At 35.1% G+C, this 14,444-nt stretch carries 12 protein-coding genes; all 12 read right to left on the bottom strand.

All coding sequences use genetic code 11. The annotated features are described in order from the left end of the window. Positions 1 to 199: 199 nt before the first annotated feature. A complete protein-coding gene (locus AQ616_RS13295; RefSeq protein ID WP_069685971.1) occupies positions 200 to 4,486 on the bottom strand; it encodes a PolC-type DNA polymerase III in 4,287 nt (1,428 codons plus the stop codon). A gap of 282 nt (positions 4,487 to 4,768) precedes the next feature. Continuing rightward, positions 4,769 to 6,043 carry an RIP metalloprotease RseP gene (rseP, locus tag AQ616_RS13290; protein ID WP_017796705.1) on the bottom strand — a complete coding sequence of 425 codons (1,275 nt, stop codon included), beginning with the start codon at positions 6,041 to 6,043 and terminating at the stop codon, positions 4,769 to 4,771. A 117-nt stretch (positions 6,044 to 6,160) separates the two neighbouring features. After that, positions 6,161 to 6,949: a phosphatidate cytidylyltransferase gene (locus AQ616_RS13285; protein ID WP_017796704.1), complete on the bottom strand. Its 789-nt coding sequence runs from the start codon at positions 6,947 to 6,949 to the stop codon at positions 6,161 to 6,163. Between the two features lie 15 nt (positions 6,950 to 6,964). After that, positions 6,965 to 7,723, bottom strand: a complete 759-nt coding sequence (locus tag AQ616_RS13280) for an isoprenyl transferase (RefSeq protein ID WP_017796703.1) — start codon at positions 7,721 to 7,723, stop codon at positions 6,965 to 6,967. 362 nt (positions 7,724 to 8,085) lie between these two features. Beyond that, a complete protein-coding gene (frr, locus tag AQ616_RS13275; RefSeq protein WP_017796702.1) occupies positions 8,086 to 8,643 on the bottom strand; it encodes a ribosome recycling factor in 558 nt (185 codons plus the stop codon). Between the two features lie 2 nt (positions 8,644 to 8,645). After that, positions 8,646 to 9,368 carry a UMP kinase gene (pyrH, locus tag AQ616_RS13270; RefSeq protein ID WP_026133765.1) on the bottom strand — a complete coding sequence of 241 codons (723 nt, stop codon included), beginning with the start codon at positions 9,366 to 9,368 and terminating at the stop codon, positions 8,646 to 8,648. A 163-nt stretch (positions 9,369 to 9,531) separates the two neighbouring features. Next, a complete protein-coding gene (gene tsf / locus AQ616_RS13265; RefSeq protein ID WP_017796700.1) occupies positions 9,532 to 10,416 on the bottom strand; it encodes a translation elongation factor Ts in 885 nt (294 codons plus the stop codon). A 90-nt stretch (positions 10,417 to 10,506) separates the two neighbouring features. After that, positions 10,507 to 11,271 carry a 30S ribosomal protein S2 gene (rpsB, locus tag AQ616_RS13260; protein WP_017796699.1) on the bottom strand — a complete coding sequence of 255 codons (765 nt, stop codon included), beginning with the start codon at positions 11,269 to 11,271 and terminating at the stop codon, positions 10,507 to 10,509. 178 nt (positions 11,272 to 11,449) lie between these two features. Continuing rightward, the gene (locus AQ616_RS13255; protein WP_017796698.1) at positions 11,450 to 11,896 is read right to left on the bottom strand and encodes a DUF6115 domain-containing protein; all 447 of its coding nucleotides are present in this window, start codon (positions 11,894 to 11,896) and stop codon (positions 11,450 to 11,452) included. Between the two features lie 14 nt (positions 11,897 to 11,910). Next, complete coding sequence (locus AQ616_RS13250; RefSeq protein WP_017796697.1) at positions 11,911 to 12,201, bottom strand: hypothetical protein; 291 nt, start codon at positions 12,199 to 12,201, stop codon at positions 11,911 to 11,913. A 17-nt stretch (positions 12,202 to 12,218) separates the two neighbouring features. Beyond that, positions 12,219 to 13,583 carry a DUF342 domain-containing protein gene (locus tag AQ616_RS13245; RefSeq protein WP_069685970.1) on the bottom strand — a complete coding sequence of 455 codons (1,365 nt, stop codon included), beginning with the start codon at positions 13,581 to 13,583 and terminating at the stop codon, positions 12,219 to 12,221. Positions 13,584 to 13,666: 83 nt separating this feature from the next. Beyond that, a complete protein-coding gene (locus tag AQ616_RS13240; RefSeq protein ID WP_084822480.1) occupies positions 13,667 to 14,443 on the bottom strand; it encodes a FliA/WhiG family RNA polymerase sigma factor in 777 nt (258 codons plus the stop codon). Position 14,444 lies beyond the last annotated feature (1 nt).

Below are 14,444 nucleotides of genomic sequence, written 5' to 3'. Positions count from 1 at the left end.
GGTAAGAATAAAGAGTGGGCGATTCACCCACTCTTTTAAACCGTACGTATCGAACGTTCTTTCCAAAAAATAGTATAGCATAGTTATCTTACCAATGCAAACGGCTCTAGTACTTGTGTAATAGAACGATTTATTAATCTAGTCAACATCTGTTTATAGGATATCCTTTTATTATAAAAACTATGCTATACAATACGTATTAGAATAAGGATAACTGGTTTTTATCTTCCATTCCTTCTAAGCAACCATGATTGTCCAAGTATTCCAATACCGTTTTCGAAATTTTACTACGCTCTCTTAAATCTTCCTTAGACAAGAATTCCCCTTCTTCTCTCGCTTTTACTATATTTAATGCTGCGTTTGTGCCTAATCCATCCACTGCATTGAATGGAGGCAATAAACTTTCTCCATCAACAATAAAGTCGGTCGCACTTGATTGATATAGATCAACTTTCTTAAAAGAAAAACCTCGTTCACACATTTCTAGTGAAATTTCTAGTACTGTAAGTAAATTCTTTTCTTTTGGAGATGCGTCATTACCTTTAACAGTAATTTCTTCCATTCGTTTACGAATTGCTTCAGAACCCTTGATCATCGTATCAAGTTCAAAATCATCTGCACGTACTGTAAAATATGCAGCGTAAAATAGAATCGGATGATGAACTTTGAAATAAGCGATTCGAACAGCCATTAACACATATGCAGCCGCGTGTGCTTTCGGAAACATGTACTTGATTTTTTTACAAGATTCGATATACCAATCTGGTACATCATGTTTTTTCATCTCGTCTATCCATTCATCTTTAAGCCCTTTTCCTTTACGAACAAATTCCATAATTGTAAATGCCATCGATGGTTCTAATCCTTTATGCATTAAATAAACCATAATATCATCACGACATCCAATTACGTCTGGTAATTGGCAGATGCCATCATTAATCAACTCTTGGGCATTTCCAAGCCATACATCCGTACCATGTGACAATCCAGAAATAATGAGTAGCTCTGCAAAGGTCTTTGGCTTCGTATCTTCTAACATTTGTCGAACGAATTTGGTACCAAACTCAGGTACTCCTAATGTACCGGTTTTACAATTTATTTGTTCCGGTGTTACTCCTAATGATTCCGTACCAGAAAAGATTTTCATTACTTCTTCATCATCGGTCGGAATAGTTTTTGGATCCATGCCACTTAAATCTTGCAACATACGTATGACTGTTGGATCATCGTGTCCTAGTATATCAAGTTTCAACAAATTATCATGAATGGAATGGAAATCAAAGTGCGTTGTTCTCCATTCACTATTACGGTCATCTGCAGGAAATTGTATTGGCGTAAAATCATAGATTTCTTTATCAGAAGGAACAACGATAATTCCTCCAGGATGCTGTCCTGTTGTTCGTTTTACTCCAGTACATCCTTGTACAAGCCGGTCTACTTCAGCATTTTTATACACAAACTGATTATCTGAAGCGTATCCTTTTACATATCCATAAGCAGTTTTTTCAGCAACAGTTCCTATCGTTCCTGCACGATATACATTATCAATACCAAACAATTCTTTCGTGTAATTATGTGCACGAGGTTGGTAATCACCAGAGAAGTTCAAATCAATATCAGGAACTTTGTCTCCTTTAAACCCTAAAAATGTCTCAAATGGAATATCTTGTCCATCTTTCGTTAAGGGTTTCCCACACTCAGGACATTCTTTATCCGGTAAATCAAATCCACTAGCAACAGAACCATCGGTAAAGAATTCATGGTAATGACATTCTTTACAAACATAATGCGGTACCAATGGATTTACTTCTGTAATTTCTGTCATGGTTGCTACAAAAGAAGAACCAACTGAACCACGTGATCCTACAAGATATCCGTCATCTAAAGATTTCTTTACAAGTTTTTGAGAAATGAGGTAGATGACTGCAAACCCATTACCAATGATACTTTCAAGTTCTTTTTCTAAACGATCGACAACAATTTGTGGAACAGGATCTCCATATACCTCTTTGGCCTTGTTATAACATAAATCACGCATCTCTTGTTCAGCGCCTTCAATATTTGGTGTGAACAAACCATCTTTCACCGGTGAAATTTCTTCAATGGAATCTGCTAGTTGTTGACTGTTTTCAACGACAATTTCATTCGCTTTTTTCTCACCTAAGAAGTGAAAACATTTAATCATTTCATTCGTTGTACGGAATGGAGTATCTGGTAACTTATGGCGACTCAATGGATTTCCTGCTTGCGAACCTATTAAGATTTGACGATATTGCTTATCATGTTTATCTAAATAGTGTACATTACCAGTAGCAACTACGTTTTTTTTCATTTTATCTCCGAGATTGACGAGTTTTCGTAAAATGTCTAAGATTTGCGATTCGTTTTGAACTAGATCTTTTTCAATAAGATGGGTATAGTTCTCAGGTGGTTGTACTTCAATATAATCATAGAAATCAGCAACTTGCTCTGCTTCTTCCTCAGATTTTTGCATCATGGTCTCAAATACTTCCCCTTTATCGCAAGCTGTTCCAACTAAAATTCCTTCGCGGTGTTTTTGCAATACAGAACGAGGTAATCTAGGTACCCGGTAGAAGAAATCAATATGAGCTCTAGATACTAATTTATATAAGTTCTTTAAGCCTTCTTCAGTTTGTGCTAATAATGTGCAGTGGTATGGTCTTGAACGTTGATATGCATTATTCTCACCCATATGATTGTTCAATTCTAAATGATTGTTAATTTCTTTTTCTACTAAACGTTGAACCAATTTCCAAAGTAGATATCCTGTTGCTTCAGCATCATAGATTGCACGGTGATGCTGTGTTAATTCGATATCAAGATGCTTACAAAGTGTATTTAAGCGATGATTTCGTAGTTCAGGTAATAAAAATCGTGCTAATTCTAATGTATCAATTACCGGATTGGATGCCTTCTCATAATTGATTCTTTGAAATCCTTGATTAAGAAATCCCATATCAAAGCTAGCATTATGTGCTACTAATATATCGTTGCCCATCCATGTATGAAAATCCTTTAGAACATCAGCTACTTCAGGAGCATCTTTTACCATATCATCTGTAATACCAGTTAAATCTATAGTTGTCTGAGACAATGCATGATGTGGATTTGCAAATGACTCAAATCGATCAACAATTTCTCCGCCTTTAATTTTTACTGCTGCTAATTCTATAATTGTATCGTAAACAGCAGAAAGACCGGTTGTCTCTACGTCAAATACAACAAATGTATCTTCATATAAATCTCGATCCGCTTCGTTATAAGCAATCGGCACGCCGTCATCGACAAGGTTCGCTTCCACTCCATAAAGTACTTTAATACCATGCTTTTTCCCTGCATTATGCGCATCGGGAAATCCTTGTACGCCGGCATGATCTGTTATAGCAATTGCTTTATGTCCCCATTTCGCAGCCCTTTCTACTAAGGCTTCAGGAGAAACAACTGCATCCATTTGACTCATCGTCGTATGTGTGTGAAGTTCAACACGCTTTTTATCTTGCGCAGCCTCATCCATACGTTGTGTTACATGAATTTCATGAATGTCTTTGGCCATCATAGCTAGTTCATTCGTATACATATCGGTTTGAATACTTCCCCTTGCTTTTACCCACATGCCTTTTTTCACTGATGCAAATTTAGCTGCATCTTCATCACCTTTGGAGAACATTTTTATTTGGATTGAATCTGTATAATCTGTTGCTTTAATAATTAGTAGACTTCTTCCAGAACGTAATTCTCTCACTTCTGCATCAAATACATATCCTTGGACAGTTATGCGACGCTCTTCATCGATGATCTGATCCATTGTGATTGGTTCATCTTGAATCTTATAACCAATTGCTAATGGTTGCTGATCTGGAACAGACTTATCCTTATCTCTTTTCTCTTTTTCTTGTACAGTTTTCATAACTAACTGTTGGTCTTCGAGTGCTTTTTTATCTCGAAATTCTTTCATTGCTTCTGTGTTAGTTTTCACTTCAACTTCAAGTGTGTATGGTAGACTTCCGATTGACAAACAGAACTGATGAAATTTAGTTTCAAGCCTTTTCTTCAATGCTGATGCTTCCGCTTCGTTTCTAGCAGTTAACATAATCTTATTATTGGAAACTTCGGGAGCTTGATCCAATACTAGATCACGGTAAGCAGGAGACAAAGAGGTTTGTGCAATAAAATGCTTCCAATATATTTGTATATCGCCTTCCGGACAATGTTTATTTGCAGCAGACAAAGTTAAACTTACCTCTGCAATGGATGCAAAGGAGTCTTTAAGAGAACGATGAAACAATTGATAAGTTTGGAAAGGAAGTACATGATCTATATTTATATAAAAATTCCATTTCTTATCTGCTTTATGTACTTCTACTTTTTGTAGAGATGAATCAGAAAAATGTGCTTCGATTTCGTTCTCTGGCATCTGAATTTGCTCTAGTAATAATTTTAGCTTTTCCTTCTTTGAAATGTCCACTTCTTGCCCTCCTCTAAAGAAAGATGAATCAAAAAGGAAGAGGTTGAGACAAAAGTTTTTAATCAAAAGATATCTTCCAATGAACGGTGTTTGAAAATAGCTTCAAAAATATACTTCGCTTATCTAATGGGTGGCAGATGAAACCTCCGTTTGCTTTACGGTGGATTACCTTGTCCTTGTTCCATAGTCTAAGTATATTTCTTACACTAATTCAAAATATCCGTTCGTCTTTTGAACAAAACTTTTTATTTAGTCCCAACCTCTAGTTTCTCTTAATATATTTTACAAGAATAATCGTTGAATGTCATTCCATGTAACTACAATCATTAGTAACATTAGTAAAGCAAACCCTACAAAATGGAATATACCTTCCTTCTCAGGAGCAATCGGCTTCCCGCGAACAGCTTCGAGCCCTACAAAGAGCAAACGTCCACCATCCAAAGCTGGTAATGGAACTAGATTAATTATTCCTAAGTTAATACTTAACATCGCTGTCCATAAAAGGAAGTTTGAAAAACCAGTCTGAACCACTTGGTCTGTAGCGTCATAAATACCAACCGGCCCCGATAAAAGCTCAATAGAAACTTGCCCTGTTACTAACATAAATAAGTTTTGTATAATCATGGTGGTTGTATCATACGTTCTTTCAATTCCATAAACAAACGTACCTAATACGTCTTTTTCAAACCCTTGATACACCCCAATTTGCCCAATTGTAATAGGATCCCCAACTTCATTCACGGCTTCCGCTTCACCTGGAACAACAGATATATCTTGTGATTCACCATTTCGTTGAACCACCATATCTAATTCTTGTCCAGGGTTTTCACGAACAATGGAAGTGAATTCTTCCCAAGTAGAAATGGACTGATCACCTATTTGTGTAATAACGTCATCTTGTTGGAAACCAGCCTGTTCAGCTGGTGTATCAGGTTGAATTTCACCAAGTTTAGCTTCTTCCACTGGCACACCTTGAATAATCCCTAAAATAAGGAAAATCGCTATCGCTAATACAAAGTTCATCATTGGCCCAGCAAATAATTGCATAGCACGTTTACCTGTAGACTTGGAAGCAAACTGTCGATTATATGGAGCGATTTGTGTTTCACGCTCGTCCATTACAAACATTGCTTTTTCATCAACATCGAAAGATAATCGGGTTTCATCATCATCTAATTCGTATCCTTCAATTATTAATTTATGGTCTAGGTCTACATTTTCTACTTCAATGACTCTAGCATAAGGATGCTTTGATTTGTTATTTACAATGATTTTAGACACTTTACCATCTTGATTAAATTCAAGACCAATATGATGTCCAGGTTTTAATTCAATAATTTCAGGATCTTCACCAGCTACACGAACGTACCCACCAGCAGGAATTAAACGAATCGTATACAAGGTTTCATTCTTAGTGAAGGAAAAGATTTTAGGCCCAAAACCGATTGCGAATTCTCTTACGAGCATACCTGCTCGTTTTGCAAAAATTAAATGTCCCCATTCATGAATGGAAACTAAAACTCCAAACATTAGTATAAATGCAACAACCGTTGTCATAATAACACCTTCCTTTTAGTGGAGCAGGCATTCGAATTAAGTATACAAGCTCTCCGTTAATTATATTCATGAAAAGGTTAAGATTAACCTTTTCGACTAAAATCGTCTAAATTTATTTTAGAAAAAATGTATAAAATGTAATAACGGAAAAACAAATAACATACTATCAAATCGGTCTAATATTCCACCATGACCAGGTAGTATATTACCTGAATCTTTCACATCATAATTTCGTTTAAATGCTGATTCCACTAAATCACCAATTTGCCCAAAAATCGATGCCAATATCGTTACAATAATTACAATTAACCATGTATGTTCAAATGGGGAAATCAAATGAAATACAGTTGCTACGATACAAGCTGTTAGTATTCCACCCAATGCCCCCTCTACTGTTTTCTTTGGACTAATGGTTGGCCAAAGCTTACGTTTTCCCCATTTTTTACCAAATAGATAAGCTCCAGTATCCGTTGCCCAAACAATGAAGAAGGCAAATAAAATATTATTTAATGCATTATCTCCGTTTCGTGTTTCCAACAGATAATAAAATCCAAGACCTACATAGAATGCGGCTAAAATTACAAAACCAACATGGTCAAACGTAAAACGATTCTTCACTAATACGGTATAACCTAATAAAATTAAGATTAATAAAGCAATTAGCTCATATCTTGTAAACCAATTAAATATTGCACCATAGTAAGTCGGTAATAGTATTAGCCAAACTAAACAAACTGATAAAATATAAGGAAATATATAATTTCCAATATGCCTCATCCGTAATAGCTCTAATAAACCAATTGTAGCTACTAGATAGATCAATATCATGAATGGAAGTCCACCGATAAGGATGAATGGGACAAAGATTAATAGTGCGAGTAATGCTGTAATTGTTCTTTGCTTCATTAAAAAATCATCACCTTATATACCTCCGTATCTCCTCTTTCGTTGTTGATATTCCATCAACGCTTGAAGAAATGTATCTTCATCAAATTCCGGCCAGAGTTTTTCGGTAAACCAAAATTCCGTATAAGCAAGCTGCCAAAGCATAAAATTACTCAGACGGTACTCTCCTCCAGTACGAATCAATAAATCTGGATCAGATAAACCGTTCGTAAATAAATGTTTCTCGAAATAACTTTCATCTAATTGTTCTACGTCAAATTCAGATGCTTTCGTCTCTTGCACTATTTGTTTTACTGCATGTATGATTTCATACCTACTTCCATAGTTTAGCGCAAAATTAAGTACTAAACCATCGTTGTCCTTCGTTTTCTCCATGGCATATTCTATCGCATCCTGTGTATGCTTAGGTACTGCATTAAAATCACCAATTGTTTGTACACGAACATTATTTTCTATTAAACCTGGTAAATATACATGCAGGAACTCTTTTGGTAATTTCAATATAAAATCAACTTCAGATTTCGGTCGTTTCCAATTTTCTGTAGAAAATGTATAAAGTGTCAATACTTTTACATTTGCATTAACAGCGGCTTTGACGATTCGATTTACTGTAGACACACCTTCTCTATGTCCAGCGATTCTAGGTAATCCTCGTTTTTGTGCCCAACGACCGTTACCATCCATAATGATAGCAACATGACTGGGAATGTTATCCCAATCTTCTAGTTCCGTTTCTTTTACTTGTTTTGATAAAAAAGGAATTTTGATAGACATAATCCGTCCCCCGAATGGTTGTTAATTCACAAACCTTTCTTTCTAACTTGAAGAAAAAGGTATGAAAGGCATGACCATGCCAAATGAATATATTGTAAATGACTATTCTCATTTACCCAATTATAACGACTTTCCTAACAGAATACAAAAGCCCCCTTTAATAAGAGGGCTTAATGGCATCTTACTACGTAAGAAGAAAACTGTCATCTAGAAAATCGATTTTTTTATAGAATAATTTACCAAAGTGAAATACCTTTTGGAATTTGTAATTAAAACTTAAGAGAAATTCATTAATTAAGCATCCTATTTCATTCTTACAATCACTAACTTGTACAGAATAAACTGAGGATAAAAGGCCGTAATTACACTTCCATAATTTCGTTTTCTTTATTTTTAGCTAATTGATCAATTTTATTAATATAATCATTTGTAGATGTTTGAACATCATCTTGGAAACCTCGAAGATCATCTTCCGTCAAGTCACCATTTTTCTCCATTTTTTTCAACAGATCATTTGTGTCTCTACGAATATTACGGATTTGAACTCTAGATTCTTCTGCGTACTTTCCAACCACTTTAACAAGATCTTTACGTCGCTCTTGTGTTAGTGCAGGAATATTAATTCGAATAATATTACCATCACTAGATGGAGATAGACCGAGGTCTGCTTTTTGAATCGCTTTTTCGATATCACCTAATGCAGTTTTGTCATATGGAGTGATTGTTAAGAGTCTTGCTTCAGGAGCTCCAACTGTTGCTAATTGGTTTAAAGGTGTAGAAGCACCGTAGTAATCTACAAACACACTATCTAAAATACTTGGGTTAGCACGTCCTGCTCTTACGGAAGCTAAATTCTTAGAAAAAGCTTGTACCGCTTGATCCATTTTTTGTTCCATCTCTTTTAATACAGAAGCTGACATTTTTATTTCCCCCTTATTGTTGTTCCGATCGTCTCACCTTGAACGACCCGTTTAATATTTCCTTCTTCCATAATTGAGAATACAATTAATGGAATATTATTATCCATACATAATGAAGAAGCCGTTGAATCCATTACACCTAAACCTTCATTTAACATTTCAAGATATGATAACGATTCGTATTTCTTAGCTGATTTGTTTATCTTAGGATCATCCGTATATACTCCATCAACATTATTTTTTGCCATTAAAATTACTTCCGCTTCGATTTCAGCTGCTCTTAATGCGGCAGTAGTGTCTGTTGAGAAATATGGATTACCCGTTCCTGCTGCAAAAATGACAACACGTTTCTTCTCTAGATGGCGAATAGCTTTTCTTCTTATGTAAGGTTCTGCAACTTGTCTCATCTCAATGGATGTTTGCACTCTTGTTTCAACATCGATTGTTTCCAAACCATCTTGTAATGCAAGAGAGTTCATAATCGTAGCAAGCATTCCCATGTAATCAGCGGATGCACGATCCATTCCCATTTCACTACCGACTTTACCTCTCCAAATATTTCCTCCGCCTACAACAATGGCAACTTCAACACCAAGGTCGGCAACCTCTTTTACTTGTTTTGAAATAGATTGGATTACTTTTGGATCGATTCCATATCCTTGATCACCACTTAAAGCTTCTCCACTTAATTTTAACACAACTCTATTGTAACGTGCTGTCGTCATAATAACCTCCAGAGAAAAAGTTTTTACTATTATATCACTTTTACTAATTAATAAGCTTGGTAAACCATACGTTAAAGTTCCAGTTACACTTATATGGTAAAGCTTAAAAATACCCTTACTTGCCAAAATAGGGAACAAATTAATGTCCCCTAATTTGTTGCAACTATTTTTTAATTTGACTCATTACTTCTTCTGCGAAATTGTCTTCGCGTTTTTCCATTCCTTCGCCCACTTCATAACGAACAAAAGTTTTTACAGTAGCACCTTTATCTGCTACATATTTTTTCACTTTTTGGTCTGGATCTTTTACGAAGCTTTGCTCTAATAATACAATTTCTTCAAAGAACTTGCCTAGACGACCTTCTACCATCTTTTCAACAATTTTCTCTGGTTTACCTTCATTTAATGCTTGTGTTTTTAATACTTCACGTTCACGGTTCACTTCTTCTTCAGCTACTTCATCACGAGATACGTAACGAGGATTTACTGCTGCTACATGCATGGAAATATCTTTACCTACTTCTTCATCTGTAGTACCTTCAAGTAATGAAAGAACTCCAATACGCCCACCCATGTGTAAGTATGCTCCAAATGCATCATTGTCTGTTTTCTCAATTACTTCGAAACGACGAAGAGAGATTTTTTCACCAATTTTTGCAACAACATTTGTAATTACAGAATCAATTGTATCTCCATCACCGTGCAGTTTTTGTTGAAGAGCCTCTTCAACAGAAGCAGGTTGGTGAGCAACTAAATGTTTTCCAAGATCCGTTAATAATTGTTTAAACTGATCATTTTTTGTAACGAAATCAGTTTCGCAGTTTACTTCAATAATAGCAGCTTTGTTACCATCAACTTCAATATGAGTTAATCCTTCTGCTGCTACACGGTCTGCTTTCTTCGCAGCTTTTGCCATTCCTTTTTCACGTAGAAAATCAATTGCTTGTCCAATGTCACCATTTGTTTCTTGAAGTGCTTTCTTACAATCCATCATTCCAGCACCAGTTTTTTCACGTAGTTCTTTTACCATTTGTGCAGTAATAGCCATGTATGGTCCTCCTTAAAATCAATAATTTAATTCTTTAAAAAAGGGTGATAAAAGGCTTCTATCCTCTTATCACCCTCACCTTTTCAATGATTACTCTTGAGTTGAAACTTCTTCTGCCGCTTCTTCTTCAGCAACAGCTTCGTTTGCTTCTTCTTCAACTACTTCTGTTTCTTCCCCTTGTTTCACTTCTAAAATAGCATCTGCCATTTTTGAAGTCAAAAGCTTCACGGCGCGAATAGCGTCGTCATTAGCTGGAATAACGTAGTCAATTTCATCTGGATCACAGTTTGTATCTACAATTCCGATGATTGGAATGTTTAGTTTATGAGCTTCAGCAATTGCAATACGCTCTTTACGAGGATCGATTACAAATAATGCATCTGGAAGCTTAGTCATTTCTTTAATTCCACCAAGGAATTTCACTAAACGTTCTTTTTCTTTTAATAGATTTACAACTTCTTTTTTAGGTAATACTTCAAATGTACCATCTTCTTCCATTTTCTCAATGGATTTCAAACGATTAATACGCTTGCGGATAGTTTGGAAGTTTGTTAATGTTCCACCTAACCAACGTTGATTTACAAAGTACATACCTGAACGGATTGCTTCATCACGCACAGAATCTTGTGCTTGTTTTTTTGTACCAACAAAAAGGATTGTACCGCCATTTGATGCGATTTCCTTTACGTAGTTGTATGCTTCATCCACTTTTTTAACTGTTTTTTGTAAGTCGATGATGTAAATGCCGTTACGCTCCGTGAAGATATATTTCTTCATTTTCGGATTCCAACGACGAGTTTGGTGTCCAAAATGTACACCAGCTTCTAGCAATTGTTTCATTGAAATTGCTGCCATGTTGCATTCCTCCTAATGGTTTTTTCCTCCGTATAGATCTTCTTTATAGAAACACTGATTCATATCAGCACCAATCCTACAAATCCCTATACGTGTGTTTTTTGTTCTAATCGTTCATGACTAGACTATTTACACCAAAAGTTACTATACCACAACATGATTAGTGAAGCAAGTTATTTCAAACATTTTTTTGATGAAGCTTTATAATAATCTCAGCTTCTGTTTTGCCACATTCCAATTCACTTGCAATTTCGTCAATTGTTTTGCCTTGATTATAAAGTTGTAATACTCGTGCTTCCAATGATGCCTCAACTGTATCTTCTGCATCTTCACTTGAGAAGTTCTCTTTTATTTGTTCACTAAATGGCTCCTCTTGGAGATTAAATTCTTCTAATACACCATTACTTTGCTGCTTTTGGTCAGGAGTAGCCCCCTTCTGTATTAGCGCTTGTAGATTTTGGTTCTCTTGTCTAATTTCTTCTATGTAATGTTTTAGTTTTGAATCTATATTCGATTCAGAAGCAGGTCGTTGCTTTAAGACTTGAATTTGTTGTAATAATTTATAAATTGCTAATAAGGCAATCATGTGTAATAAAAAACTGATAATCCATAAAAGAGAAGACATAATTCACCCCTAAACTATCCATTATAATCAATTTTGCTTCCTAAAAACGGATGCTCTGACTTTTGCTCTTGATTGTCATCTTTATTTTCATCTTTACTCTCATGTTTACGTTTGTTGTTTGAATCTACTTTATATGTATGATTCAATTCATTCACCTTTTTACTTCTCAGTTCTTGTTTTTTCGCTTGTAACTGCGCTAGCGATTCCTGAAGATGTTGTCCTTGTTTATCCATTTGATCCTGTATCTTTCCTGCATCTTGAACTCGAGGTAACGCTACTTGCATCTCAATTGATTTCCAACCCATACAAGCATCTCCTTTAATTATTCAAATAACGGAATAATTTCAATTTCATTCTTTGATACTTGGATTTTGACAAAATGGTGAGCACTTTTAATAATTCTTTTATATTTTCCAAAAGAAATAATAACATTTGGATGAATGAAATTTCGGACAGTTAAAGATGCTTTATTTTCAGAACCAATTGTCGATTGAATTACGAATAAAGATTGATCAATTAATTGCAGTTCTTCTTCTGTTTGTTTTAATAATTTTCTTTGTCGCAACAATGATAAGCGTAATTTCGGGTCATTATCTATACTTCCATTACGTAATCTGTCACCAACTTTTCGTATTTTTTCAACATCTTCTTCTAAAGTCTTTTTTCGATTAAGTAATTGTTTTTCTTTTTCATATTCATTCTTATTAATTCCAAATGCAATCTCTGTCGTAATTCCTAATCGGTTTCCGATGTCTTTCGCTTCCATTGTTTTCCCAGCAGATACTGTTCCACCTATGATATTCCCTAGTTTGCAAAACACATGCCCGATTGCTGTACAATCACTATGAAGAATCGATTTTTCTACATATAAATCATTCCCAGTCTGTATATGAGAGTGATTACAATAACCAAGTACAATATCATTTCCAGCTTGAATACTTCCGATATTTTTCCCAGCTATACCTTCCATAATAAAAACAGATCCACCAGCTATTATTGTTGCCCCTTCTACCATGCCTTGTATACGTATATCACCTTCTGCTTTAATCTCAAAACCAGACGGTACATCCCCTTGTATTTCAATGTTACCAACAAAATCCAAATTCCCTGTTTTCATGGATATCGATTCATTCACCTTAAATACAGGTAATACTTGAATTTGCTGATTGTTAATACTAATTTGTCCATCACTAACAGCATAAAAAGAATGAGCATCTTCTTTCCAAACAACATTTTTTCCCGCTCGAATCTTCTTCTGTTTTCCATCCTTCGCCTTTAAATCTCTTCCTGTAACATCTACCCCATCTACACCTTTTTTAGGTAAGATTAATTTGGCAAGCAATTGACCTTTTGTGACATTCGGTATTCGCATAACTTCTCGATAATCCCAATGCTCCTCTCGATTAATAGAAGTGTCTAAGTTTGCTAGAATTTCTAGCCTACCGTCTTCACCATTTATTGGCTTCGTACCTTCTGCTATAAGAATAGGTTCTATAACAGTTAAATCAATGCTAGTTAATATATCTTCCTTGATACCATGAACTATTCCATGTTCATGAAGTTGGTTTTCAATTGATTCATGAAACAATGCTATATCTTCTTCTGATAATGCCTCTTTTTCTATTTCTATATAAGCAGCCATTTTGTCTTTACTCGTATAAATTCTCCACGAATTATCTACTTTCATCCCTTTTACCCCTTTTCCCGTATATGACGGGCAGTAATACCCCCACTGAATGAAGTTTCACTTTATCGCTTTTGTACAAGCTACTACATAGCTTGTATTTTTTCTAACGTTTTTTTCAATTTAAAGATAGATCGTTTATGAATTTGTGAGATTCTTGAAGTAGTTAATCCAACGACTTGGCCAATTTCAGTAAATGTAAGTTCTTCATTATAAAACAAACTAACAACCAACTGCTCTTTTTCATTTAATAGTTTAATTCCTTGAATAAGCTCCTCTTTTAACTCTTCATTAATAATATGGTTTTCTGGCAATATAGCTCTTTCATCAGAAATCGAATATCCAATGCCTTCTTTTAATTGATCGGAGTTACCTTTTGGTTTTTCTTCAATGGATAAAATATTACTAAATAACGCATCTTTCATCGTAGTTTCTACTTCTTCGGTGCTCATACCTGTTAGTATAGCAATTTCTGAAGAATTTGCTTCTCTTTGATGGCTTTGTTCATATTCTTCAATTGCTTGTTCTACTTTTTTTGTCTTTTCCCGTATAGATCGAGGTAACCAATCTTCTTTTCTTAAGCCATCCATAATCGAACCCTTTATCCGAAAAGAAGCATACGTATCAAATTTTAAATCTCTGGAGGGGTCAAATTTCTTTAGCGCATCATAAAGTCCGAGAATACCAAAACTTCTTATTTCATCTTTCACTACGTTATTTGGAAGATGACTTGCAATACGTTCAGTGTGGTAGTTAACAAGATACATATAATTATTAATTAACTGATTGGCTGCATCCCCGTCCTGATCATTTTTCCATTTGTCCCACAGTTTTTGTTCCAGAGGAGAATTTGTCATATTCACT

It is taken from the genome of Oceanobacillus sp. E9 (assembly GCF_001741975.1).
GTDB lineage: Bacteria > Bacillota > Bacilli > Bacillales > Amphibacillaceae > Oceanobacillus > Oceanobacillus kimchii.
Note: the sequence above shows the minus strand (reverse complement) of the source record. Positions and strands in the feature narration are given on the sequence as shown.

What these genes read in the sequence shown, in the direction of transcription:
- rseP (WP_017796705.1), bottom strand. Translation starts at nt 6,043, where the DNA reads ATGACAACGGTTGTTGCATTTATACTAATGTTTGGAGTTTTAGTTTCC.
- AQ616_RS13285 (WP_017796704.1), bottom strand. Translation starts at nt 6,949, where the DNA reads ATGAAGCAAAGAACAATTACAGCATTACTCGCACTATTAATCTTTGTC.
- AQ616_RS13280 (WP_017796703.1), bottom strand. Translation starts at nt 7,723, where the DNA reads ATGTCTATCAAAATTCCTTTTTTATCAAAACAAGTAAAAGAAACGGAA.
- frr (WP_017796702.1), bottom strand. Translation starts at nt 8,643, where the DNA reads ATGTCAGCTTCTGTATTAAAAGAGATGGAACAAAAAATGGATCAAGCG.
- pyrH (WP_026133765.1), bottom strand. Translation starts at nt 9,368, where the DNA reads ATGACGACAGCACGTTACAATAGAGTTGTGTTAAAATTAAGTGGAGAA.
- tsf (WP_017796700.1), bottom strand. Translation starts at nt 10,416, where the DNA reads ATGGCTATTACTGCACAAATGGTAAAAGAACTACGTGAAAAAACTGGT.
- rpsB (WP_017796699.1), bottom strand. Translation starts at nt 11,271, where the DNA reads ATGGCAGCAATTTCAATGAAACAATTGCTAGAAGCTGGTGTACATTTT.
- AQ616_RS13255 (WP_017796698.1), bottom strand. Translation starts at nt 11,896, where the DNA reads ATGTCTTCTCTTTTATGGATTATCAGTTTTTTATTACACATGATTGCC.
- AQ616_RS13250 (WP_017796697.1), bottom strand. Translation starts at nt 12,201, where the DNA reads ATGGGTTGGAAATCAATTGAGATGCAAGTAGCGTTACCTCGAGTTCAA.
- AQ616_RS13245 (WP_069685970.1), bottom strand. Translation starts at nt 13,583, where the DNA reads ATGAAAGTAGATAATTCGTGGAGAATTTATACGAGTAAAGACAAAATG.